This window comes from Candidatus Limnocylindrales bacterium, from assembly GCA_035626395.1.
Classification (GTDB): domain Bacteria; phylum Desulfobacterota; class Binatia; order UBA1149; family CAITLU01; genus DASPNH01.
The window spans coordinates 714077-738889 of sequence record DASPNR010000042.1 but is presented as its reverse complement, the minus strand read 5'-3'; the positions used below and the strand labels follow the sequence as shown (position 1 = coordinate 738889).

The following is a 24813-nucleotide window of genomic DNA, read 5'->3' as shown; positions in this document are numbered from 1 at the left end:
AGGCATCAGGACCTCGGGCCTTCGTCGCCGCGCACTGTCGCGCGCAGAGCCGGGTTCAGCCGCGGGTCGTTATAGGATTTGAGCTGGCGGTACATCTTGAAGTGCCGACGGCCGCTCCGGCAGTCCTCGATCAGGCGCTGGAGGCAGCCCGCCAGGTCGCGGCGCTGTTCCTTCAGAATCGCGGCTTTGCCTTCGCATTCTTCGCGCAGCGCTGGATCGGAAGTGGCAGCCGCGAGTGCAGCCATGTTGCGGATCTTCAGCGCCAGGATCGACAGGCGGTCGATCATCATGCCGGCCGTCTCCGAGTGCTGCTCGCCCGCCGCGGCCCTGCCTTCTCCCGCTCCCAGCGCGGCGAGAACGGCCAGGTCGATCCGCTCCATCAGATCGTTGCGACGCTGGTTCCACGGGTCGATGGCGCGCTTGATGCCGGCAATGACCTCGTCGCCGACGTCGCGCCGTCGCGCCTGGTCCTCGAGCCGCCAGATCGAAAGGTTGGCCTGGTGCTGGAGAAGGATGAGCTGACGCAGGCCGGCGCGCGCGTCGCCTGATGCATCCGAGCTTGGAGGAGGGGGCGGATCGGCGCCGATCGCCAATTCGTGGTCGGGGCTCTCCCACTGCGACAGCGCCTCGTCGTGAAGGGCGACGATCTCTATCCCGAAGAAGGTCATGCAACGGCGTCGAATCTATCGACGGCGCCGTTCGGGACGAAACGGCGCCGCAGCGGTCGCACCCGCGAAGCAGCGCGGCTGGAAATCGGCAGGCGGATTGTCGCATGGCGAGCTGCCGGCCGGACCCGGCCGCGTCGTGAACCGACGCTGCGCCTGCACGACCGATGGCTCACTTCGTCTCGAGCAGCCGCCGCGCGGCCTCGACCACGCTGTCGACGCTGATGTCGACCACGGCGCGAACCGCCGCCTCGCCGCTGAGGCGGTGCTGTGGCGGCGCGCCGCCGGCCGACAGCATCACCGAACGCACCGGCGGCAGCGGCTCATCGGTGCGGGCCGGGCGGCCGCCGAGCAGCACCACGCAAGCCACACCCTGCATCCACGCCATGTGCATGGCCGCCGTGTTCGCGCCGAGGTAGAGCCGGAAGCAGCCGAGCATCGCCATCATTTCTTCGAGCGAGGTCGCCGGCGCCAGCCCGCAGCCTTCGCCGACCTCGCGTGCCAGCTCGGCCGCCGCCTCCATCTCGCTCGGTCCCCAGAAGACGACGGCCCGGTGCCCCGCCGCGGTCAGGTTGCGAAGCGCCTGCTTCCACTTCGGCAGCGGCCAACGATCGGCACGACGGTGAAGGCTGGTGCCGGTGAAGACGGCTATCGGCGGACGGCCCTGCTCCTGGTACCACTGCCGTGCCCAGGCGGCCGCGTCGCCGGCGATCCACAGGCCCGTGTTGCTCGGATCGAAGCTCGTGGGAACGCCCAGCGGGGCCAGCAGGCGCAGATAGCGCAGAACCCGGTTCTCCCATTGATCTTCGAGGCTTACATGCACGTTGGTGAAGCGATGGTTGGCTTCGGTCGCGGCGTGTCGGTCAAAGCCGATGCGAACTGGCGCGCCTGATGCCCAGGTCACCAGCCCGCTCTTCAGCCGCGCGTGAAAGTCGATGGCCACCTCGTAACGCTCCGCCTGCAGCTCGGCGTGCAGACGCGCGGCCTCGCGCAATGCCGAGCGCGGCCCGGCGCCGAGCGCACCTCGGCTGAGCACGTGGATCCTGGTCAGCATCGGATTGCCACGCACCACCGGCGCCGCCCAGTCCTCGACGACCCAGCCGATCTGCGCATCGGGCAGCGCGCGCGACAGACGTGCCACTGCCGGCAGGACGCGCAGGCAGTCGCCGATCGCACCGAGCCGTACGACCAGGACGCGCGATGGTTTGGAGATCGAGGAGTCCAGCATGACGGCCGTATTGGCCAACGTCGCCGCTCAAGGCTATTGGTCGGAAACTCGTTGCGGGCAAGCAGCCGCCATTCGACCCGATCCAACAAGCAGGGAGCAACCGGTCTGCAGTGAGCCTGAGGGGGAAAAGCTTCGTCGCTCTGGCACTCGTCATCCTGGCCGGCTGCGAGGGCTTCATCGTCCCGATGCAGCCGCCTCCGCCCAAGGTACCCAAGGAGGAGAAGGCCACGGGGCCGGCCTTCGACCGCGTCGACAAGGCGCTGCTCGACGGCGATCTGGTCGCGGCCGAGCAGATCCTGACGGAAGCCCTTGGGCCGCCGCCGGCCGAAGGCGAACAGCTGAGCGCCCAGCGCGCCGAGCTCCTGGGCCTGGCGGCCGAGCTGCGCATTCGACAGGGCCGCTTCGACGACGCCGCCCGCAACGCCGTGCGCGCCCTGCCCGCGCTGCCGCCCACCGGCACGCCCTCGATCAAGACGCAGCGCGGCCTGCATCTTCGTCTTGCCGAAGCCTACGAGAACGCGGGCCGCGACGCCGACGCAGTAACGCACGTGATCGGCGCACGCGATCTTTGTCGCAACGATGCCGACCTGCTCGCCAAGGATGGATGCGAGATCGAGCGCGCCGCACTGCTGCGCATCTACACCGCCACGGGCCGCTACGGCGAGGCTGAGCCCCTGGTGCTCGAGCGCATCGCCGACGTGCAGGCGCGCGTCGGCTCCAACGATCTGCGGATGTCGAACGCGTTCTGCGAAGCCGCCGACTTCTACTGCCGCCAGGGCAAGTATTCTCTTTGCGGGCCGCTCTACGTTCGCAGCTTCGACATCTGGAAGACGTTTCGCGACGACGCGCTGGCCGAGCACCGGCGCGCGCTCGAGACCAACCAGAGCAGCCCCTTCGACGCCGACTTCACTCGCATCAAGGCGCGCCATGCGCCGTTCACCGCGCCGTGCGGACTGCACGATCAGCCGTCCATTCTCTACAAGCTCGGCAAGGCGGAGGTGGCTGCGCAGGCGATCGACTACGAGCGGCGCCTGTGGACGGCCGACACGGAGGTGGCCCCGCGCGCGATGGAGACGCTGGGCGCGCTGACGGCATCCGGAAAGGACGGCGTGGAGCTGGCGCTGGCCAACGAGACGCTCGGCTTCATCCACTTCAAGCGCGGGGATTACCCGAATGCGCTCGTCTACTACACGCAGGCACGCACGCGGATGGCCGGACTGTGGCCGACGATGCAGCGCGCGATGCGCCGCGTGATCGTGCGAAGCTACCTCGACACGCTCGAGAACATGCAGGCGATCGCGCGGGCCGAGGGGCGCTTCGCGGACGCCGTCACGCTCGGACGTGAGGCCATCGACGTGGCCGAGCAGGAGGTGGACGCCAAGGACGCGCTGCGTCTGGACACGGTCAACCTGCTTGCCATCACCTACCGCGAGATGCGCGACCTCGGCCGTGCCGAGGAGTACTCGGTGCGTTACCTCAACGACGTCCAGGCAGCGCGCGGAACCTCCAATCCGGACTACGCCTGGGCGCTGCGCAACCTCTCCTTCGTGGCGCTGCTCCAGGACCAGCTCCAGCGCTCGGATCAGCTCGAGCGTCAGGCCAAGGCGGTCTGGGTCAAGAACGTCGTCGTCGCGCCCGAGTTCTGAGCATCGGCGCGGCTCGCCCCGATGCGGCGCGGACTTGGGCGCCGCGGCAACCCAGGTGCGCGCCGCGTTTGCGGTCGCACCGGCAAACGGCTCCGTGTTAGTATCGCCGCCGTTTTCGGAAGCCTCGTCATCAGGCCGCCTCGGCCGCCATGGCCGAGGCCGACGAACTTCGGAGTCTCAGGGGAGTCCTCGTGCAGGAAGCGTCTGGCAAGATCGGCCACGTCGTGTCCGTGGCCGGGTCGCGTGTGTCGGCCATCCTGACGCACGCCGCCGACAACGGCGACGGCAATGGCGGCGGCGACGCCCGCTCGGCCGTCCAGGTCGGCGCCATTGCACGCATTCCCACCAGGCACTCGATCGTCTTCGGGATGATCTCGAGCCTTCGCACCGAGAATCCCTCTTTCCCGCCGGTGGCCGACGAAAAGCGCTTCTTCGAGATGGAGCTGCTCGGCGAGGCGATGCTCGACAGCAACGGCAAGGAGAGCACGTTCCAGCGCGGGGTCTCGGTCTACCCGAGCCTCGGCGCCGACATCTACGCCGCCTCGCGCGAAGACCTCAGCCGCGTATATGCGCGGCCCGCCGCATCCAACGTCCGCATCGGCACCATCCATCAGGACAAGTCGCTGCCGGCCTTCGTCACTACCGACCAGCTGCTCGGCAAGCACTTCGCGGTGCTGGGCACCTCCGGGTCGGGCAAGTCGTGCACCGTGGCGCTGATCCTGCGTGCGATCCTGGACCAGCATCCCAGCGGGCACATCGTCCTTCTCGATCCGCACAACGAGTACCGAACCGCGTTCGGCGAGCGCGCCGAGGTCATCAGCCCGGCCAACCTCGAGCTGCCGTACTGGCTGCTCAGTTTCGAGGAGACGGTGGAGGTGCTGATCGGGCGCGACGGCATGTCGCGCGAGCTGGAGGTCGGAATCCTCAAGGGCGCCATCCTGGAAGGAAAGCGGCGCTACGTCGGTGAAGGTCGCGACACCTCCTACATCACGGTCGACACGCCCGTTCCCTATCGGCTGGCCACGATCATCCAGTACCTGGACAAGCAGATGGGCCGCCTGGATCGCGGCGCCGACGGCATCGCGCCGTACATGCGCATCAAGGACAGGATCGAGACGCTCAACGCCGACTCACGGTTCGGCTTCATGTTCTCCGGGATGTTCGTCTCGGACAACATGGCCAAGATCCTCTCGCGCATTCTTCGCATCCCGGTCAACGACAAGCCCATCACCATCGTCGACCTCTCGGGCGTGCCCTCCGAGATCGTCGAGGTCGTCGTTTCCATGCTGTGCCGCATGATCTTCGACTTCGCGCTGTGGGCGGAGCGCAGCAAGGCGGTGCCGGTGCTGATCGTGTGCGAAGAGGCGCACCGGTACGTGCCGCGCAGCGAGGGCGCGTTCGCTTCGGCGCGCAAGGCCCTGGGCCGCATTGCCAAGGAAGGGCGCAAGTACGGCGTTTCGCTGTGCCTGGTCACGCAGCGGCCTTCCGAGCTTTCGCCCGACGTGCTCTCGCAGTGCAACACGCTGTTCGCGCTGCGCATGAGCAACCAGCCCGATCAGGAGTACGTGGCCAAGGCTTTGCCGGACAGCGCTCTCGGCCTGATCAACTCGCTGCCCGCGCTGCGCACGCAGGAAGCCATCGTGGTGGGCGAAGGCGTCAACGTGCCCGTGCGCCTGAACATGGATCAGCTCGACGAGGCATTCCGCCCGCGCAGCGGCACCGCCAACTTCTCGGCGTCGTGGCAGAAGGAACCGCTCGCCAACGGCTTCATCGAAGAGACCATCGAACGCTGGCGCAAACAGGACCGCGGCTAGCGCCGCGGGTCAAGGCCAGAGCTCATCGTTTTTGCGCGGGCGTGGAACGCCGATGCCGCACACAGCCGTCACGCAATGAACGACCGCCGTACGATGCGCGGGTGACGCGCATCGTACGGCGATCACCCATGCTCAGTTCGCCGTCATCGGCTTGCACTCGCGCGTGGGGCTGCCGCCGCCTTCCATGTACGGGCAGTCATCGATGCAGTCGCCGACGCCGTCGCCGTCCTGATCGATGCCGCACGGCCCCCAGCACTCGTTGGTTGGATCGCCCGGGCACGGGTCCTGGCAATCGACGACACCGTCCTCGTCAGCATCCGCGGGCGGCGCCGGATCCCACGGGCACGGATCCTCGCAGTCGCCGGTGCCGTCGCCGTCCGAGTCCTGGTTGCACGGGTCGGCGCAGGCGTCGGTCGCATCATCCGGACACGGATCGGCACAGTCCGGAGCGCCGTCGCCGTCTGCATCGGCGGTGTCGGGATCGCACGGGCAGTAGTCCTCGCAGTCGCCCACGCCGTCGCCGTCCGAATCGACGGCACAGGGGTCATCGCAAAGACCGGTGCTGCCGCCGCCGGGATACGACGGCGGCGATTTGGCAAGGTCGCCGTGTACGTAGCTGAGCTGGTTGGTGAGCTGCGCGACGTCGCCGCGCAGGCGCGTCAGCTCCTCGAGAATGGCGCGGCGGCGCGGACCGGCCGAGCCGGTGTCCTGGATGAAGAGAAGGGCCCCGAAGGCCAGAACGATGAGTAGAGCGGCTCGTGAACGCATGGGTTGCAGTCCTCCTGTTCGATGGCGGGCGGCGGCAGTGCCATCACTGCCTTGTTCGGCGAGTAAACAACTTTAGTTTTCTTGTCAAGCAATTCTGTTTTGGCTAGCTTGCCAGTGTGGCCAGGCCCAAAGACGCCGCGCTCAAGGCGATCAAGGATTATTTCTACGAAACCCGGGTACTTACCGGCCGCGACTACACCGTGAAGCGGTTCGCCGCGGAGGTCCTGGAGGGCGCGGTCGACCCGGTCATGCTCGGCTACATCGAGAAGGGAAAACGTTTTCCGAACGAGGCGCTCGTGCGGCGCCTGGCCAGGGTGCGCGGCGAGCCCGCAGGACCGCTGCTGGCCGTCCTCTATCGCGACAGGATCGTGCACGCGTTCGCGCGCGAGCTTCGCCGGGTCATGCACGACCCGACGGCAACCGAGGGCGTCGCCGACGCCGACCTTGCCGTTCAGGTCAGCCGCGCCATCGCATCACTGCCCGATGACGGAAGCTGGACCGCCTCCAAGAAATGGCGCGAGCAGATCGCCTCGGCCGTGCGCGGCAAGGCCACCAAAGCCGACGTCGACAAGGTCGTGGCGATGCTGCGCCAGCGCGGGCTGGTCGAGCAGAGCGGCGCGCGCGTGCGGCGCGTCGCGCGCCACTACGTCGCCAGCGGCACGGAGGAACGACGCGCGCTGGCCACCGAATACGCTGCAATCTTCTCGAAGAGCCTGCTCGACAAGCTCACGATTCCCGAGCGCGCGGCGTCCACGCACGTGCGCAATCACTACCTGCACATCCCGCGCGAACGCATCCCCGAGTTCTACTCGCGCATGGACAGCGCCGTTCGCGAGCTCGTCGAAGAATTCGCCGCCGATCCCGCAGCGACCACCGAGTTCCTGAACGTGCTGATCACGGCGACAACCGTCTGAGGAGGAGCCTTGATGATCGCGCGCATCGCCACCTGCCGCACCTGCCTAGCCGCGCTGCATCGCACTCTTATCGCGGCGTCTCTAGCCATCGTTGCCGCCTGCGGCAGCGGCTCCAGCGGCTTCGACGGTGAAGCCGCAGCCATCGAGGCCGCCGCCGAATTCGGCATCTGCCTCGAGTTCGAGGGCACCACGTACTGCGGCTCCGGCGCCGAGCTGCGACTCGACGACGATGACGATGGCCGTGTTGCCATCGAGCAGCCGGGCCGCGAGATCGAGTGCTCGGAGGTTCCGAGCGAGGACGTATGCGTCGGATCGGTCACCTTCACGACCGAGGATCTGCCGGCGGGGACCGCCTATCTCGTTGCCACCGGCGCCAGTGCCGAGGGCCCGTGGAACATCGCCGAGGACGTGCCCGCTCCCGGCAGCGGCGCCCCGAACGAAGACCGCTCCACCGACGTCGAGGTGCCAACGATGCCCGGCGCGCCGCAAGAGACGATCGTCGTGGCCGTGCTGCTCTACCTGGACGGCCTGCCCCATGATGTCCCGCACGGCGCCGCGCGCCTGAGCGACTTCGGCGCCGATGCCGTGTACGTCACCGGCGAGTTGGATCTGGATGTGACGGATTAGCGCATGCGGCGCTCGATGTGGCGCGATATGGTCACCGTGCACTACGCCGCGCCCGTGGCATCGCCGGCGCCTGCCGTCTTGCTCGATCGACCTTCATTGGTAGGCTCGCGCGCATGGCAAGCCTCCCCGCCCGCGCCGCCGCCGTACTGACCGCCATCACCCTGGCCGCCTGCACCAGCGCCGGCACGGAGCGGGCCAAGCTCCCGATCGAGAAGACGTTCGGACCGCATCCGGAGCTGGCAAAACCGAAGGACGGGCTGATTCCAACGGTCAAGGTCGCGCAGGCCAAGGGTTGGCCCGAAGGCATGAAGCCGACCGGCCCCCCAGGATCGATGGTGACGGCGTTCGCCGCCGGGCTCGATCATCCGCGCTGGCTGTACGTGCTGCCCAACGGCGACGTGCTGGTGGCCGAAACCAACGGCCCCGATCGTCCCGAGGACTTCGAAGGTCTCAAGGGCAAGGCGATGAAGCAGGTGATGGAGAAAGGCGGATCGGCAGTGCCGAGCGCCAATCGCATCACGCTGCTGCGCGACGCCAACGGCGACGGCGTCGCCGAGGTGCGAACGCCGTTCCTGCAGAACCTCTATTCGCCGTTCGGCATGGCCCTGGTCGGCAAGCACCTGTTCATCGCCAACGCCGACTCGATCGTGCACGTCCCCTACAACGACGGCGACACGCAGATCACCGCCGCGCCCACGGTGCTCGTGTATCTGCCGGGGCGCCCGTTCAATCATCACTGGACCAAGAACATCATCGCCAGCCCCGACGGCAAGAAGCTCTACGCCACCGTCGGCTCCAACAGCAACATCGGCGAGAAGGGCATGGAGCACGAGGAGGGCCGTGCCTGCATCTGGGAGATCGACCTTCGCTCGGGCGACAAGCGCATCTATGCCTCGGGCCTTCGAAACCCGGTCGGCATGGCGTGGGTGCCCGAGACCGGCGCGCTGTGGACCGCCGTCAACGAGCGCGACGAGCTCGGCAGCGACCTGGTGCCGGACTACATGACGTCGGTGACGCCGGGCGCCTTCTACGGCTGGCCCTACAGCTACTACGGCTCCAACGTCGACGAGCGCGTAAAGCCGCAGGCGCTCGATCTGGTCGCCCAGGCCATTCCACCCGACTACGCGCTCGGCGCGCACACGTCGTCGCTCGGGCTGGCCTACTCGCAGAGCAACGATCTTCCGGGCGGCTATGCGCCCGGGATGTTCGTCGGCCAGCACGGGTCGTGGAATCGCAATCCGCCGAGTGGCTATCAGGTGATCTTCGTGCCGTTCCAGGGAGGCCAGCCCGCCGGAGACCCGGTGCCCGTGCTCACGGGGTTCCTCAGCGAGGACACGGAGACGGCGTACGGACGGCCGGTCGGCGTTGCATTCGACAAGCGCGGCGGTCTGCTGGTGGCGGATGACGTGGGGAACGTGGTGTGGCGAGTGTCCAAGCTCGCGCAGCTGCCGCCGGAGTTCTGAGCGCCCGGTGCGAGACGTCCCCTCGACGTGGAGGTTGTCACACTTTCAGTAACGCACAGGATCGGTACTGGCTCTGCGCGTGCGCGGCGAATAGGAGGCCTGCAAACAGCCTCCAGGAGTGGTCAACGTGACCCGTCCATCTCGCACGATCCTCGCTGCCGCCGCGTTCGCCGCCTGCGTCGCGACAGCCTCGCCGGCCACCGCGCAGCAGTCCTCCACCGAAGGCGACGCGATTCCGCCAAACGCCGCGGCGCTGAAGAACAGCTTCGCCGTAAAGGACCGCCGCAACATCGGGGTCGCTTTCGGCGATGCGTTGCATGGCGGCTTCACGTCGCGAGTGCAGGCCTGGTGGGAGTTCGTCATCGGCGTTGCCGCCGAGCTCGAGTACGTGGACGTGCAGGACTACAAGGGCGTCGATGCACGCGGCATCAATCTGTCGCTGCTGCCGATGATTCCCCTTCGCGACCACCGCATCTTCGGGAAGTTCGGCGGCACCTATCTTCCGTCATCCTCCGAAGACATCGACGGCTTCGACGTCGTTTTCGGCACCGGCGTGATGATCGGCATCCCGAACACGGCCTTTGGGCTCCGGGCCGAGTGGACCCGCCAGAGCATGACCGACAGCCTGGATGCCTTCACGGCCGGAGGCTACGTGCGCTGGTAGGCGCCGCCTCAACGGCGAAGCTGTCGCGCGGCAGCGCTACAGTTGAGAAAAACCACGCGGCAGCGATAGAGAAGCTCGATGGCGAACGCGCCTCGAAAGCTGCCGAACGAGCTGACGCTCGACCTTGGCCTCGACGAGTCGCAGGAGCCCGCTGAGCTGCGCCGCCGCGTCGCGCGCCAGCTCCAGCGTCCGGAAGATTCGCTGCCCGAGCTCGTCGTCCTGAAGCGCTCCATTGACGCGCGACGCGGCCGCGTGCGGTTCCACGTCGTCGTCGGCCCTGCCGCCTCGCTGCCGGAGAACCTCGGCGGCGCGCCGCTGCGCGAGGTCGACTCGCCCGAACGCGTGGCCATCATCGGCGATGGGCCCGCCGGCCTGTTCTGCGCCTACGAGCTGGCGCGGCACGGCATCGGCGCGACCATCTACGATCGCGGCAAGCCCGTGCAGCCGCGCCGGCGCGACCTTCGCGGCCTGCAGCAGGAAGGCATCGTCAATCCCGACTCCAACTACTGCTTCGGTGAAGGCGGCGCCGGCACCTACAGCGACGGCAAGCTCTACACGCGCAGCCACAAGCGCGGCGACGTGCGCGACGTCATCGAGCTGCTGGCCGTGCACGGGGCGCCCGAAGCGATCCTGACCGACGCGCGCCCGCACATCGGCTCGAACAAGCTGCCGCGCGTGATCACCGCGCTGCGCGAGCACCTGGAGCAGGTCGGCACGCGCTTCGTCTTCGGCGCCCGCGTGATCGGCCTTCTCAGAGACGCCGGCGGCGCGGCGGCCGGCGTGCGCGTCGCCGACGTCGACACCGGCGCCGCCAGCGAGCACGGCTGCGAGGCGGTCGTGCTGGCCACCGGCCACTCCGCGCGCGACGTCTACACCTGGCTGGCCGAGATGGGCGTGGCAATGGAAGCGAAGGGCTTTGCGGCCGGCGTTCGCATCGAGCATCCGCAGCCGCTCATCGACTCCATCCAGTACGGCGCCAGCGCCGGTCACCCTGCCCTGCCGGCCGCGGCCTATCGTCTCGCGCATACCGAGGAAGGCCGCGGCGTCTTCTCGTTCTGCATGTGCCCGGGTGGCTTCATCGTGCCCGCGGCCACCGAGCCGGGAGAAGTCGTCGTCAACGGCATGAGCCTGTCGCGGCGCGACTCGCCGTTTGCGAACTCGGGGCTGGTCGTGGCGATCGAGCCGGAGGATCTGGCGGCTGCCGGTTACAACGGCGCGCTGGCGGGCGTGAAGTATCAGCGGCGCCTGGAGCGGCTCGCCTTCGAAGCCGGTGGCGGGGCACTGAAGGCGCCCGCCACGCGAGCCACGGATTTCCTTGCCGGCCGCAGCTCGACCACTGCCTCGGACACCAGCTATCAGCCCGGGGTTACCGCCAGCAACGTCGCCGACGTGCTCGATGGCGCCGGCATCGTCCTGTCCCAGCGGCTCGCGCACGCGCTGGCGCAGTTCAACAAGCGCATGCGCGGCTATGTCACCGCGGAAGCGCTGCTGGTGGGCGTGGAGACGCGCACGAGCTCGCCCGTGCGTGTTCCGCGTCATCCCGAGACGTGGCAGAGCCCCGGGCTGCCTGGGCTGTATCCATGCGGGGAAGGAGCCGGATACGCGGGCGGCATCATCAGCGCCGCGATGGACGGGATCGGCGTGGCGCGGTCGCTGGCGGCAAGCATGCGCGGGACCGGTCGCTGATTCCTCAACCGCGGTGAGCATCGCCGGCGGCGCTGACTTGCCTCTTCGCGAAAGGACGGCCGCAGCGAACATTGCTGGCACACCGGCGCAGCAGCCGGCATTGTGGTGCCATTCCATGCGCGCGCTCACCGGAGACAAGGCCCGAGAGATCGGGGAGCGCCTGGCCGCGCTCGGCATTCGCGAGGAGGATCTCGAGGAGAGCTTCGTTCGGTCGGGCGGAAAGGGCGGCCAGAACGTCAACAAGGTCTCCACCTGCGTGGTGCTGCGGCACAAGCCCACGCGGATCCAGGTCAAGTGCCAGGAAGAGCGCTCGCAAGCGCTCAACCGCTACAAGGCGCGTGTGCTGCTCGCCGACAAGGTGGAGGACCGCATGGAAGCGCAGCGCGCGGCGGCGATCGATGCGGCCGAGAAGAAGCGGCGGCAGAAGAGGCGGCCTTCGCGGCAGGCCAAGCAGAAGACGGTTGCCGAGAAGCGCGCCCGCTCGCAGATCAAGCACGGCCGTGGACGCATCCGCCATCACGACGATTGATTCATGACATCCCAGTGCTCGTGCGCGCTCCATTACATCCTGGCCATTGAGGTGAGCTGACCGACGGCGTGACAACCTCCGCAACGATGCGTCCGGCGCATCGTTGCGGAGGTGGATCATGGACCGAGGCTGGAGCGGAAAAACCTTGCTTGCGCTCGTCATCGCTGCGGCGATGCACACCGATGCCGCAGCCCAGGCGGCGGCTCGCACCAGAGCTCCACGCGCTCACGCCACCCAGTGGATGCCGGACGTGGCCCGTCGCATGGACAAGCTCCGGTCGGACGCGGCACGCGCCGCGGCTCGCGAGCTGCCGCAAGAGAAGCGATGGTGGTCGGTGGCCTGTCCCCCACCGGAGGGCCGCTGATCATGCGCGCCCTCTGCGCAGCCATGGCTGCAGCGCTGCTGTTCGCACACACGACGTTCGCGCAACCGACGCCCGGCGCAGCTCCGGGCTCGCAGACCGGTGACGGAGGCGGCGGCTACACGGGCATCGCTTCGGCACCACAGGCCAACCTGTTCACCGGTGCGGCAGAAGCCGCCATTCCGATCGAAGCGCCGCCGGGCCGTCTCGGCCAGTCCCCCGCCCTGTCGCTGACCTATTCGAGCAGCTCCGGTCCGGGGCCTTACGGGTACGGCTGGACGCTGCCGCTGCCGAGAATCGCCCGTTCGACCAAGCACGGCGTGCCGCGATACACCGATGACGACGTTTTCGTCCTGGCGATGCCGGGCGGCGTGATGGAGCTGGAGCCGATCCCGGGGTCCACGCGGGGCTTCCGGCCCAAGGTCGAGTCCACGTTTCCTCGCATCGGTTTTCATCGCACGCAGAACCTCTGGAAGGTGATCGACAAGGGCGGCACCGTCTTCACCTTCGGCAGCACGGCCCAGACGCGCACCGGGCGCGGAGCATCGACGAACGAAACCTTCTCGTGGCTGCTCGAACGCATGGAGGACCCTGCGGGCAACCGCATCGACTTCTCCTACCGCAGCGATCCGGCATCCGGGCTTTCATCCGGGCTTCCCGATGTCATCCGTTACGGTGCCAATGCCGGTCAAGGTGTCGCACACTTTGCCGAGATCGTCTTCCGCTGGTCGCCGCGCCAGGCGCCGTCGACGCCCACCGTGTCGTTCCGGTCAGGCTTCGCCGAGCCCATGGACGTGCTGCTCTCGTCGATCGAGACGTCCACGCGCAATCTTCCGGCAAGGCGATACGACTTCAGCTACGACATCGACGAGGTCACCGCCGAGGCACGCCTGGTCGCGGCCACGCTTACTGCCTTCGGAGAAACCGCCGACGGCGACGTAGCTCTTCCGAGCACCGTCTTCATCTACGGAGACGCAGTTTCGCGGCATTGGCCGACCGGAGGCGCGGGCATCGCCGAAGGCATGGCCATTCCGCAGGTCGGCCGCCTCCGCTACGGCAAACGTACCGTCGAGATCGACACGCTCGACATGAACGGCGACGGCATCGTCGACCATGTCGAAGTTCGCGGCACTGCCGCGACCGTCCGTCTGGGCACGGGCACGGGCTTCGGACCGCCGTTGGATTGGAACTGGCCGGCGACGCCGCAAGTGGTCAATCCGCCGACGTGTCTGCGCCGCATCGACGGCTCCAGGAACGTCGACATCAACGTCTTCGACATCGACGGCGACGGCTTCGCCGATCTCGTCGACGCACGTCACGAATGCGGCGCGCCCTCCGGCAAGTGGTGTGTCTGGCGCGGCAGCGCAGCCGGCTTTGCCGACTCCGTGTTCTACTGGCGAGCGCCGGGCTCCGACCTTCGGAGGACGGCTAAATCGGGCTCACGCGTGCTGGCCGACCTCGTCGACGTCGATGGCGACGGACGCTCCGATTACGTCGACTCTTCCAGCTTCACCATCGGCTCGCCGTACTGGCGCGTCTACAGGAACGAAGGCGACGGGTTCGCGGCAACTCCCGCGTCCTTCCGGGCGCCGCTGCCGTACCTGGGCCGCACCGAAGACGGCGCGCTTCTGTATTCGCTGCTGGACATGAACGCCGACGGTCTTCCCGACCTCCTCGCCGCCGCGGGAGATGAGGGCTACCTCATCGTCGAATGGGAAAATGTGGATGCGTGGTACGTCTTCTACAACACGGGCAATGGCCTGTCCCCGGTGCCGGTCCCATGGACGGTCGAAGGAGAAGCGACGTTGCCGCGGTTCCTCAGCATGAGCGATGAGCACGGCACGCTCGCCGACCTCGTCGACATCACCGGCGATGGCCGCCCCGACCTGGTGCGGCAGAGCCTGGCTTCCGATCGCGAACGCGATGGCATCCGCACGGGCTGCAGCAGCATCTCGTGCTACGCCGATTCGGCGCCATCCATCGCCGTGGCCTCAGGCTACTGCTGCCACAACATGCGCGTGTTCGTGAATACCGGCTCCTCGTTCTCCGATCCGATCGCGTGGGAATACCCGTCGGCGGCCGCACGCGGCTGGATCGAGGAATGTCCATTCTCGAGCTGGATCGATTGCGGCCGACCATGGCTGTACCAGTACGACCTCTTCGATTTCAACGGTGACGGCCTGGTCGACTTCGTCACGCAAGGCGGGCCGGGTGACGAGTTCGACACGTGGCGCGTCTACTTTCATCCTGCAACGCCTGGACGAAGCGGCCAGGGACCGGGCAGTACGCGCACGCGGCCGCATCTGCTCGTGGCAATGCTCAACGGCATCGGCGGCGAGACGCTGCTTCAGTACGCGCCGGCCTCGGCCGCACCCGACTCCGTCATTCCATTCCCCTTCTGGACGGTCAGCGCGCGCCAGCTTCGCGACGGCATCTACGACTCACCGCCACTCAGCACGACGATCTCGTATCGCGGAGGCCGCTATGATGCCGCCGAGCGCGAGCTGCGCGGCTTTGCGATGGTATGGGAGGTGGACGCGGCCGGCCTGACGCGCGTCCGCGAGTTTGCCCAGGACAGGCGTCTCCAAGGACGCCTGCAACGCCTGTCGCTCCTGGCACGCCCTTCCTGCCAGGCAGCCGATCCGGATGATCCCACCGATCCGTGCAGTCCCTGGCAAGCCATCGTGGGCAGTGACGAGTACTACTGGAGCGAGAGCGGTGCAGTGCTGCTGAAGGGCGAAACGCGTACGCCGTATGTGCACGGGACGGCCGTCGAAGCGCTGCGAACCACGACCCGCTACGAGCACGACGACTACGGTAACGAAAGGCAGCGAACCACCGAAACCGCCTTGGCTGCCGCGACCACGGTGACGACCGCGTACGACTACAAGGTTGCCGACAAACCGGGCGGAATGCCCGACACCTACAGCGTGAACAAGCCGGCGCGCATCGTCATGACGGAAGACGGCCGAACCGAGCCGCTGCTGGAGAAGGAGTTCGACTACGACTGGAGGGTGCCGGCGCGCGGGGCGCTCGTGTCGGCATCGACCTGCGTGTCCTGGAACGAGGGGGCCTGCAGCCGGTGGTCGACGCGCCGCTTTTCCCATGACGGCTTCGGCAATGTCGTCTCTGCGATATCGGCAACCGGTCAGCGCACGATCACGACGTACGATGCCCTGGGCGTCTTTGCCGTCAGCGCCGAGGAGCCCGGTGGCACCGTCACCTTTTCCGCGCACGATCCGCGAACGGGCAAGCCGACGTACACGCAGACGCCCAACGGCAACTCGCTCTACTCCCGATACGATGGGCTGGGTCGCCTGCTGGCGACATGGGGGCCGGGTACGAGCAGCGCCGATCCGCTGGCCACCAACTCCTACGTACCCGGCGCGTTCGACGACGGCGTCCCGCGTCTGGTCGCGCGGCGCAAAGGAACCGCGCCGGTAGCGACTTTCTACGACGGGCTCGGACGGCAGGCCGGCCGGAAGACGCTGGCCGAGGTGGATGGGAGCATCGTCGGCGTGGTGGGCGGTGTCAGGAAGTACGACGCGTATGGCCAGGTTTCGAAAGAGGCCATCGCCTTCGAGGTGGCCAGCACCGCTCTGGACGCACTCCGCGAGACGATCGCCGATGCGCCCGCATGGATGGAGCACACGTACGATGCCGCCGGCAGGCGCGTTCAAACGACTTTCCCCGACGGACGTCGCGTCCGGCGCGACCCGACAACGCCGGGAATCCTTCTCAGCTATGACGCCAACATCCTGAGCGGGGAGGGTCCCGGCGCGGTGACCATCGAGTTGTTCGATGGACTCAATCGCCGCCTGCAACGCGACAGTTGCTCGCGCCGCCCGACGGCTGCAAAGCCTTACGAGTGCCCCACGGGCTCGCTTCAACGCAGCGAGGCATGGTTCTACGACGGACTGGGCCGCGTGGTCGAGAGTCGCGTCGCAGCGCTGGGTCAGGCAGCCGGCGATGCAGTGACGCGCGTGTCGTACTCCGGCGTCGGCGATCGTGTAGCGGTCTTCAACAGCAACGCCGGCACCTGGACGTTCGATCACGACGATGATCGTCGCCTGCTCGCTATCACCACGCCTGACGGCAACTCCATCCGTTCCTCCTACGATGCCAGTGGCCGCCTCCACCGGCGCGAGGGTCGCGGGGTCAAAGCGGGATATCGCTACCACACCCGCGGCGGCGGCTTGGGCAAGGTCCGCCGCATCATCACGAGGACTGTCAGCTCACGTATGCGGCACGACTTCGACTACGACGACCGCGGCCGCCTGACGGTGGAGCGCTGGGCAGTCTACGTCAGCGGCGACACCACGCAGAGATGGAGGACCGAGTATGGGTACGACGACCTGGACCGCCGCCATTCGATAAACCATCCCTCCGCGCGCAGCGGCGGCGGGCCCGTGATGACCGAGTACAACTCGTTCGGACAGCCGGTAGCCGTTCATTCGCCGGAGCAGGCATATGTCGTCGATGCGGCGTACGACGCCCACGGTAGGCTGCTGCGGATCGACTACGGCAACGGCGTTTCCGAGCGCTTCGAATATGATCGATGGGACAATGCCGCTGACACCAACGGTCAGCTGCGCTGCCTGCGCACGACGCACACGCCAAGCTCCGGCACGGCGTGTGAGAGCAGCGCAGGCGACCTGGAGGCATTGTGGTATCGCCAATACGATGCCAACGGCAACCTGCTGGCGGTCGAAGATCTGGTGCATTCGCCGGCCGAGCGTGCCTACGACCAGCGCAGCTACCGGTACGACGCGCTCGGCCGTCTGACGCAGGTCGCCTACGGTGACGGCACGACGGAGACCACGCGCTTCGACCCTCTCGACAACCTGATCCGGAATGGCAACTCGGTCCTCACCTTCGCGGACGCGGCAAAGCCGAATCAGCTTTCCAAGGTTGCCATCGCCGGCTCGACTCTCGAAGTGGAGCACGACGCCAATGGCTACCGCAAGCGGCTGGGCGACAGATCGTACCACTACGATGGGCTGTTGCGCCTGAACCAGGTGCGCGACGGCGGCGGCGTTCTGGCCAGCTTCGGCTACGAAGACACCGGCGCGCGGCTGTATCGCTACGACGGCAGGAGCGATTCGATCCGCTATGAGTTCGGCAGCGTCGCTCTCGAGGATGGCACCCTCGAGACCAGCATATTTTTCGGCGACCGTCTCGTTGCCTTGCGCGGCGCACCGCACTCGGCGACCTCGCCCCGAGCACCGACGACGCTCTTCCTGCACAGCGACCACCAGGGCACGCCACGCCTGGTGACCGACGGGCACGGCCGCGTCATGGAACGGTCGCGTTACTCCGCCTTCGGCCGCATCCGTGGGCGCTTCGACGGCGAGGGACGCACCGTCACCGAGCCTGCAACGCCGTACGGCTTCACCGGCCAGCAAGAGGAGGAAGCCGCCGGCCTGACCTACTTCGGCGCTCGCTACTACGACGCCAGCACCGGCTCATTTCTCACCCTCGACCCGCAGTTCCAGTTCACCTCGCCCTACGCCTACTCCGATGGCAATCCCGTGCTTGGCCGGGACGCCGACGGACGCGTCTACGAGCTGACCGCGGTCGAGATCGTGGCGTTGCTCGTCGGCACGGCCAGCTTCGTCGACACGCTGGTCAGCACCGGCAACCTCGGGCAGTCGCTGACGGCCGGAGTCACCGCCGGCGTCACCGTGCTCGTGACGAGCCAGCTTTCGACGATGATCGTCAAACCCGCCGGTGCCGGAACCAACGTATGGCTGCAGCAGGCAACTGCGGTGGCGACGCAGGGTTTCCAGCTCGAGCAGGCGGTGCAGGCCATCGATGACGGACGCTATGCGAGCGGCATCGTGGCGGCCGGCCTGACGGCGGCCTCTCTGATCGGAATAGAAACTGCAAATGATCCGGGTCCAGGAACAACGGACGCCGAGCGGTATGCTAGACATGGGATCGTGGATCACGGGGTCGTCAACGGCGTCAGAACGATCGACGTCAGTGGGATCTGCGCGACGCGGCCGGGCTGCGTCAGCAACTTCTTCGTCGCGCTGCGAGAGAACCTGACGATTCTCCTGAAAGGCGAAGGCGCGTGCGTCAACGGCTGCTCCGACGTGAAGTCGCTGGCGGCCGGCGGGCTCAAGGACGGGCAGACCGTGAGACTCCGGTGCAACAGCTTCGGGGCGATCAAGTGTCTGAAAGCGATTCAGGATCTGCGCGCGGCTCCCACCAAGTACAAACTCGACGAAGCGGCAGTGGGGAAGCTTTCGGCGGAGCTTACGGGCGCTCCAATCCTTCGGCCGCCGGTAATGGAGAGCGTCGCCTACCACGTCAACCTTTTCGATCCGGTCACGTGGGTGGGCACAGCCTACGCAGTTCCATTCAGGTCCGATGTGATTCTCGGCCGCAGCTGGTGGGTACCGGCGCCTCTTCTCGTTCATCATGACAGCATGTACCACGAGTCCTTAGCCGACCTGCTTCGAAACGACTCGCAATGAAACTGCTTTTTACCGTGTTGGCAGCAGCGGCGACGACGATCGCGTGCGGGCCACAGTACCGTTTGAATATGTTGGAACAGCGGCTGGTTAGCGCATCCGACCGGCACGACCACCGGCTCGCCGAGCACCTAGCAGAGGAGCTCGTCGAACGGACGCACGAGAAAAGCGGGCCAATTTCGCTCGAATACCGCGATGCATTGCGCAAGCAGGCCCATGTCCTCGCAGAGAACGACAGGGGGCAGCTCGCCCTCGATACCATGCAGAAATCGCTCGAGCTGGACGTCGCCTTCTTCGGGAGCGGCGACTATCGACTCGAGCAGGGATACTACGAGCTGGCAACGATCCAATTCGGCCTAGAGCAACGAGAAGCGGCGAAGCGGTCGATCGATACAGCCGTAGAGCTCTGCAACCACATATCCGACGCTGACCGTAGCACATTCGTTTGCGGATTGATGTCGGAATACGGCTTCTCACGACATTATCGTCAGCTGGGCCTGTACGAACGGGCGGAAGCGCTACTGCTGTCGTCCGAGGCACGTCCCTTCATGCCGACCCCTGTGACGTTCGAAATCAGCGGACTGAGTATGCTGGGCGATTTCTACTTCGAGTACGGCGATCTGGGGAAGGCACTGTGGTACTACGAGAAATCAAGGAAGCTGTGGCAGGCAGCCGTACCACCTGCGGAAGTAGGTGAGCATGAAGTCTATCGAGCCCGGGGCGGCGACATCTCGATGTCTGTGGTCGATACTGCCCATGACTTCCACTCGATCGCCCCAAGAAGTCTCGAAAGACTCATCTCCGTGACGGACAGGCTCGGCAGGTTCGGCGATAGCAGCAGATTGCGGAGCGAAGAAACCGATCGGTGGCTCGATGCTCCGGAAGCGCAGCTCACAATCCGTAGGCGGATCGATTTTGAAATGGACACTTGGCGTTCACCCTATCGTCTGGCCCTGCAATGGCAGGCGCTCGGATTCTACCGCTGGAAGCGAGGGCTGCTCGGACAAGCTATCGAAAGCTATGAGACGGCAATGCGTTGGGCCGAGAAGGAGTGGGAAAAGCACTCCATCTACGAGCGGCACTTTCCTTACGAGGATCTGCTGGACGGAAGGCTAGTTCTCGGCGACCTCTACACCGCGGCGGCCCGCTTCTCCGACGCCGAAGCTCAGTACCGACTCTTCCTCGACGAGGTCGATCGCTACTTCAACGTTCGCCACCGGTGGCGCCTCGATGGTCGGGCTCGACTCGCCATGCTACATCACGCGTCCGGAGATCACGGTCACGCACTGGCAGCGTGGAATGAGTACCTGCGTCTGGCGGAGCAGGTGCGCGGAAAGGAGCATGCAGAGTATGCGTGGGGTCTTCACAATCTCGCGGAGACAAAGGACGCCCTCGGCGAAAGCGCCGAAGCGCGCCGCTTGCGAGCTCGCGCACGCATCCTCTGGGACGAATACGCCAAGGCCGTCGCTGCCGTGGACGACCTGCCTCTTCCGGCCACGTTGAAGCCGTACGAAGCTCTCATTAAGTAGCCTCCACATCTTTCACGTGGAGGCTCCCTCATGGCCCAAGTCACGCTTCGTGGTAATCCCGTCAACCTGGCCGGCGAGATGCCGAAGGTCGGACAGACCGCTCCCGACTTCAATCTGACCGGTGCCGACATGGCCCCCATCACCAAGCAGAGCCTGGCCGGCAAGAAGAAAGTCCTGGTGGTGGTGCCGAGCGTGGATACTCCGGTCTGCCAGACCGAGACGCGCAAGTTCAACGAGCAGGCCACCAGTCTCGGCGACAACGTCGCCGTCGTCATCGCCAGCGCCGATCTTCCCTTTGCCATGAAGCGCTTCTGCGCCGCCGAAGGGCTCAACAACGTCAAGACCGGCTCCGACGTCCGCGACCGCGACTTCGGCAAGCGCTGGGGCGTGGCCATCGCCGACGGGCCGCTGCAGGGCATTACGGCGCGCGCGGTCTTCGTGATCGACGAGAACGACAAGATCACCTACAGCGAGCTGGTTCCGGAGATCGGGCAGGAGCCGAATTACGACGCGGCGCTGGCGGCACTGAAGAGCTGAGCAAGAGACCTGAGCAAGAACGGGGTCAGGTTCTGCACCGTGCATTCGAAGCGAATGCACAGTGCGGACCGGACCCCTGGCCCGACGGAGCAGACCCATGCCTACGATTCTCGGCCTGTCCGGCAGCCTCCGGCGCAACTCCTACAACACGATGCTCCTTCAGGCGGCGGCCGAGCTGGCGCCGGCCGGCTGCACCGTCGAGATCGGCAGCATCGATGGCATTCCGCTTTACAATGGCGACCTCGAAGAAAGCGACTATCCCGCCGCCGCCGCCGCGCTCAAGGACAGAGTCGCCGCCTGCGATGGCCTTCTTCTCGTGACGCCGGAGTACAACTACGGCGTCCCGGGCGTCTTCAAGAACGCCATCGACTGGCTGACCCGTCCTCCGACCGACATTCCACGGGTCTTCCACGATCGCCGCGTCGCCCTGATGGGCGCCACGCCCGGCAACAGCGGCACGATGAACTCGCAGCAGGCCTGGCTAAACACGCTGCGGGTACTGAAGACCCGGCCCTATTTCGGAAGCTACGGCTTCGTCTCGAGCTGCCACAAGGCGTTCGACGAGCAGGGAAAGCTCACCGACGAGAAGGTGCGCAAGCAGGTTCAGGGCTTCATGGCGGGTTTCGCCGAGTTCTGCAGCAAGTGACGGCAGCCTCGCCCCTGCGACGCGTGTGTGGGCGCTGACGCCGAGCGAAGGTCGAGCGTCGAGCAAGGCCGGCACAACCTCGATAAAACTTCCCACCTGCGGCGGCGTTCGTTGAGCGCGTCGATCTGCGCATCGATCGTCCGCGCGGACGTCGCGCTTGCCCGGTGCTGCTTCCGGCATTGAGGACGTGCCAGTAGGCGTTGACGGTGCCACCGGTAACGCGCCGAACCCCAGGAAGCTCGGCCTGGGCATGCGATTCCTGCGCTCATTTTTTGTTTGCCCCCGCGCGTCTGCCGGAGGAAATCGCCAGTGCCGCGTGGCGCTGAGCCTGGCCGTTGGCGCTGCTACGCGAAATCGCACGCTTGCGGCGCGGGGGCGGCCATTGCGGACATTTTGTCGGCAACGCCATTGTCGGCTTCCCCCGCGGATGTCCTGCTCATTCGTACCGGCAGGTACGAAGCGTGCCGACGAGTAGGACGTCATGTTTCAGGACCATCGAGCCCGCTCGGGCCGCCCTCCCCGCACCAACGCCGTTGCCGCAGAAGCCCCACGGTTACTGCGCAGCGACGACCGCAACGGCAACACCGCAGGCGTGCGCGAGCGGCGAGCCGAGCGCAAGCGCCAGGAGATCCTGCAGGCGGGCCTGAAGGTGTTTGCGGCCAAGGGCTTCACGGCCGCGACCATGGACGACATTGCCCTGGAGCTCGAGGCGACCAAGGGACTGCTCTACTACCACTTCAAGACCAAGGACGATCTGCTGCGCGAGATCCTCGAGCGCAACGACCTGACGGCCGGCCTGGACCATCTTCTCGAAGATCTCGACTCGCTTTCTCTTCGCGATGCGCTCTTCGAGCTGTCCTCGCGCGTGATCACGCTGTTCGAAGCCAATCGCGAGCTGACGCGCTTCCTGCACGTGCACTCGCTACTGTCGGGAACTGAGGCCTCGATCATCTACCGCGAAGTGTTCGCGCGCATCTACCTGATAGTGGCGCAGCTCCTGGAGGGATTTCGGGAGCGTGGGCAGGTGCGCTGCGACGTAGAGCCGATGGGCGCCGCACACGTGCTGTCGAGCGTCATCCTGTCCGATATCGCTCAACGATTCGTGTTCGGCGCCGAGCACGACACCGGCGCCGGCTACCTCGCGCAGGCCATCGACATCCTGCTGCTGGGGATGGAGCCGGACCGCAGGTCTTGATCCGCGGCCGCAGCAGCTGCCTGCTGCGCGAGCCGATGCGCCTCCGGGTCGCGCCGCATCTCCAGGTTGCGGAAAGCCAGGGCCTTCGCCTCTTCGAGCTTCTCGCCGGCATCCAGGTAAAGCCGCGCAAGCGCACCGATCGTGTAGGCTTCGCCGGCATCGATCACGGCGCGGTACGCGCTTTCTGCTGCCACGAAATGCTGACGCGCGGCTTCGCTGCGCGCCAGGCGCCGCGCAACGGCGAAAGCCTGGCGGTGCAGCTCTCCGTGACGTGGCCGCGCCGTCAGCGCGCGCTCGAGCACGGCCAGCGCCCGATCATCCTGATGCTGCGCGGACAGCAACTGCGCGTGCGCCGAAGCGAAGGATGCGCTGGTCTCCGGCTCATGCAGCAGCGTGCGTGCCTGCTCGATACTCGCAGCGGCCGCCGCAAGATCGCCGCGTGCGAGGTTGGCCTGCGCCGCCGCGACCGCCGCCCAGCCCGCGTGCTGTGCCGAGCGGGCGCGATGACCGAGCGCAATCGCCTGCGTCCACAGCCGTGCGGCCTCGGCGGCATCGCCGCGCGCCATCTCCCACTGCGCACGCGCCCATGCCGCTTCGAGCTGCTCGGCGGCGGCCTTCTGGCTCGGAACGTAGCGCTCGGCGTCCTCATTTCGGCCAAGCGCGAGATGGATCTCGACGAGGCCTGCGCGGATCTCCGGGTCGGGATCGGCGCTTCCGTTGGCCGAGGCGGCGGCAGCCCTCTGGCCGAAGCGGGCCGCCTCCTCGAAGCGGTGCGCGTAGCTCTCGATCATCATGCGCGCGCGAAGCGCTTCGAACGTCTCCTGCACCGCAAGGCTGCGGTCGGTCATCTCGCGCGCCTTCTTGACCCATGCCGGGTCGAACGTGGCCTTGGCTTTGTCGAGATACGCCAGCGCAAGCTCGTTCATCGCCGGATGCAGCGACGGCGCCGCGGCCAGGCGCTGCTCCGCGAAGGCGATGCGAACGTCGGCGTCGGCTGCCCCATCGCCGTGCGCGCGTGCGTCGGCGCCGGTCAGCAGGCCGAGCGTCAGCAGCGCGTGGAATAGGACCGATCGCGCGCGGCGATCACCAGGGCTCGGCAAGATAAGGGAACTCGCTCAGGAATGCCTTGTCGTTGGCCGACGGAAACGGCGCGTCGGTGGCGAGCGTATCGCCGTGGCCTACAAGATCGACGACGTCGTCCTCGAGGCGACGGCCGTTCGGGAAGACGGCCGGCAGCGCCGTGTCGAACAGGATCACGTCGGGAACCATGTTGAGCATGCTGGCGTGCATGCCCGGAGGCAGGTTGTTGAGCACGTCGTTCTCGCCGAACTGCGAGCGCAGCGCGCGGCCGGCGTGCTCCTCGATGGAACCGTTGACGGTGGGAACGTCGCTGCTGGCCCAAACGGCGATGACGTTGTTGCTGCTCGAGCCGGCGCCGAGGATCGCCGACAGCGGAAGCTGCAGAACGATGGCGCCGACGTTGCGCCCCTGGCGCGGGCCGCGGATGAAGGGATCGTCACGAAGGCCCGCGAACACCTGCAGCTGCGACTCGTCGATGCGCTTGCCCTCGACCTCCACTTCGGGCGAGCCGGCCAGGAACGTGATCTTGAAGGTGATGTCGGGCTTGAGGCGGTGCGGCTTCTTGAGCGTGCCCCCGAAAGTCGTGTTGTTCTCCGGAAACTCGAACGTGACGCCGGGGCGACGGTCGATGTGAATGCGAAACGTGGTGTCGGAAGCGAACGTGTAGCTGGTTGCGCTCGGTGGAATGTTCGGATTGGTCGCGAGCGAGAGCACGAGATCATCGCCGACGATGAAGACGTGCAGATCGGTCAGGCGGCCGTCGTGGCGCGCGACGGCGATCAGATTGGGCGTGTCGGCGTGATCGGCAGCAGGAACGGGCGCCGGACACAGCGAGGCGGCAAACGCCGCCGCGATCAGTGCGATTGTCGTCTTCTGCATGATCCCCGCCCTCATCGAACGCGAAACGTGGCGAGGATATCGCTTGCCGGCCGGGCTGGTGTCAAGCCGGCGTGCGGCGGAGGCACCGCCGACGGCGGCAGCG

The 24813-nt window shown here is 66.8% G+C and carries 18 protein-coding genes; 13 read left to right on the top strand and 5 right to left on the bottom strand.

The features are described 5' to 3' along the window. Positions 1-5: 5 nt before the first annotated feature. The gene (locus VEC57_18790) at positions 6-668 is read right to left on the bottom strand and encodes a DUF4254 domain-containing protein (protein ID HYC01190.1); all 663 of its coding nucleotides are present in this window, start codon (positions 666-668) and stop codon (positions 6-8) included. Positions 669-837: 169 nt separating this feature from the next. Next, positions 838-1911, bottom strand: a complete 1074-nt coding sequence (locus VEC57_18785) for a glycosyltransferase family 9 protein (protein ID HYC01189.1) — start codon at positions 1909-1911, stop codon at positions 838-840. A 92-nt stretch (positions 1912-2003) separates the two neighbouring features. Between VEC57_18785 and VEC57_18780 the strand changes: the two genes are divergently transcribed. Both VEC57_18780 and VEC57_18775 read left to right on the top strand, forming a co-directional pair. Further along, complete coding sequence (locus VEC57_18780) at positions 2004-3539, top strand: tetratricopeptide repeat protein (protein ID HYC01188.1); 1536 nt, start codon at positions 2004-2006, stop codon at positions 3537-3539. 191 nt (positions 3540-3730) lie between these two features. Beyond that, positions 3731-5353: a DUF87 domain-containing protein gene (locus tag VEC57_18775; protein HYC01187.1), complete on the top strand. Its 1623-nt coding sequence runs from the start codon at positions 3731-3733 to the stop codon at positions 5351-5353. A 132-nt stretch (positions 5354-5485) separates the two neighbouring features. Here the strand turns inward: VEC57_18775 and VEC57_18770 are convergent, their stop codons facing one another. Continuing rightward, positions 5486-6121 carry a hypothetical protein gene (locus VEC57_18770; protein ID HYC01186.1) on the bottom strand — a complete coding sequence of 212 codons (636 nt, stop codon included), beginning with the start codon at positions 6119-6121 and terminating at the stop codon, positions 5486-5488. 116 nt (positions 6122-6237) lie between these two features. Here VEC57_18770 and VEC57_18765 point away from each other — a divergent pair, with 116 nt between their 5' ends. The 11 genes from VEC57_18765 to VEC57_18715 all read left to right on the top strand — a co-directional run bounded on the left by VEC57_18765 (position 6238) and on the right by VEC57_18715 (position 22751). After that, a complete protein-coding gene (locus tag VEC57_18765; GenBank protein HYC01185.1) occupies positions 6238-7035 on the top strand; it encodes a hypothetical protein in 798 nt (265 codons plus the stop codon). Between the two features lie 12 nt (positions 7036-7047). Continuing rightward, on the top strand, positions 7048-7662 hold the full coding sequence (locus VEC57_18760; GenBank protein HYC01184.1) for a hypothetical protein: 615 nt from the start codon (positions 7048-7050) through the stop codon (positions 7660-7662). 113 nt (positions 7663-7775) lie between these two features. Continuing rightward, a complete protein-coding gene (locus VEC57_18755) occupies positions 7776-9125 on the top strand; it encodes a sorbosone dehydrogenase family protein (GenBank protein HYC01183.1) in 1350 nt (449 codons plus the stop codon). 127 nt (positions 9126-9252) lie between these two features. Continuing rightward, complete coding sequence (locus VEC57_18750; protein HYC01182.1) at positions 9253-9789, top strand: hypothetical protein; 537 nt, start codon at positions 9253-9255, stop codon at positions 9787-9789. A gap of 78 nt (positions 9790-9867) precedes the next feature. Continuing rightward, a complete protein-coding gene (locus VEC57_18745; protein HYC01181.1) occupies positions 9868-11475 on the top strand; it encodes an NAD(P)/FAD-dependent oxidoreductase in 1608 nt (535 codons plus the stop codon). Positions 11476-11590: 115 nt separating this feature from the next. Beyond that, on the top strand, positions 11591-12004 hold the full coding sequence (locus tag VEC57_18740) for a peptide chain release factor-like protein (GenBank protein HYC01180.1): 414 nt from the start codon (positions 11591-11593) through the stop codon (positions 12002-12004). A 324-nt stretch (positions 12005-12328) separates the two neighbouring features. Continuing rightward, on the top strand, positions 12329-18847 hold the full coding sequence (locus VEC57_18735; protein ID HYC01179.1) for a SpvB/TcaC N-terminal domain-containing protein: 6519 nt from the start codon (positions 12329-12331) through the stop codon (positions 18845-18847). Beyond that, positions 18844-20373 carry a tetratricopeptide repeat protein gene (locus tag VEC57_18730; protein HYC01178.1) on the top strand — a complete coding sequence of 510 codons (1530 nt, stop codon included), beginning with the start codon at positions 18844-18846 and terminating at the stop codon, positions 20371-20373. The genes VEC57_18735 and VEC57_18730 overlap by 4 nt, the downstream gene beginning before the upstream one ends. Before the next feature lie 30 nt (positions 20374-20403). Beyond that, the gene (gene tpx, locus VEC57_18725) at positions 20404-20910 is read left to right on the top strand and encodes a thiol peroxidase (protein ID HYC01177.1); all 507 of its coding nucleotides are present in this window, start codon (positions 20404-20406) and stop codon (positions 20908-20910) included. A 97-nt stretch (positions 20911-21007) separates the two neighbouring features. After that, the gene (locus tag VEC57_18720; protein ID HYC01176.1) at positions 21008-21556 is read left to right on the top strand and encodes an NADPH-dependent FMN reductase; all 549 of its coding nucleotides are present in this window, start codon (positions 21008-21010) and stop codon (positions 21554-21556) included. Positions 21557-22037: 481 nt separating this feature from the next. Continuing rightward, entirely contained in the window at positions 22038-22751 is a 714-nt protein-coding gene (locus VEC57_18715) for a TetR/AcrR family transcriptional regulator (protein HYC01175.1), read from the top strand. Here VEC57_18715 and VEC57_18710 read toward each other — a convergent pair. Then, entirely contained in the window at positions 22691-23851 is a 1161-nt protein-coding gene (locus tag VEC57_18710; protein HYC01174.1) for a hypothetical protein, read from the bottom strand. The two genes, VEC57_18715 and VEC57_18710, sit on opposite strands and share 61 nt — an antisense overlap. Then, positions 23835-24710, bottom strand: coding sequence for a hypothetical protein (locus tag VEC57_18705; GenBank protein ID HYC01173.1), 876 nt, complete (start codon positions 24708-24710; stop codon positions 23835-23837). Before VEC57_18705 ends, VEC57_18710 begins: the two co-directional genes overlap by 17 nt. Positions 24711-24813: the final 103 nt, after the last annotated feature.

Coding starts and splice junctions, on each gene's coding strand:
- VEC57_18790 (HYC01190.1), bottom strand. CDS start 668: ATGACCTTCTTCGGGATAGAGATCGTCGCCCTTCACGACGAGGCGCTG.
- VEC57_18770 (HYC01186.1), bottom strand. CDS start 6,121: ATGCGTTCACGAGCCGCTCTACTCATCGTTCTGGCCTTCGGGGCCCTT.
- VEC57_18760 (HYC01184.1), top strand. CDS start 7,048: ATGATCGCGCGCATCGCCACCTGCCGCACCTGCCTAGCCGCGCTGCAT.
- VEC57_18755 (HYC01183.1), top strand. CDS start 7,776: ATGGCAAGCCTCCCCGCCCGCGCCGCCGCCGTACTGACCGCCATCACC.
- VEC57_18745 (HYC01181.1), top strand. CDS start 9,868: ATGGCGAACGCGCCTCGAAAGCTGCCGAACGAGCTGACGCTCGACCTT.
- VEC57_18740 (HYC01180.1), top strand. CDS start 11,591: ATGCGCGCGCTCACCGGAGACAAGGCCCGAGAGATCGGGGAGCGCCTG.
- VEC57_18735 (HYC01179.1), top strand. CDS start 12,329: ATGGTGGTCGGTGGCCTGTCCCCCACCGGAGGGCCGCTGATCATGCGC.
- VEC57_18730 (HYC01178.1), top strand. CDS start 18,844: ATGAAACTGCTTTTTACCGTGTTGGCAGCAGCGGCGACGACGATCGCG.
- tpx (HYC01177.1), top strand. CDS start 20,404: ATGGCCCAAGTCACGCTTCGTGGTAATCCCGTCAACCTGGCCGGCGAG.
- VEC57_18720 (HYC01176.1), top strand. CDS start 21,008: ATGCCTACGATTCTCGGCCTGTCCGGCAGCCTCCGGCGCAACTCCTAC.
- VEC57_18715 (HYC01175.1), top strand. CDS start 22,038: ATGTTTCAGGACCATCGAGCCCGCTCGGGCCGCCCTCCCCGCACCAAC.
- VEC57_18705 (HYC01173.1), bottom strand. CDS start 24,710: ATGCAGAAGACGACAATCGCACTGATCGCGGCGGCGTTTGCCGCCTCG.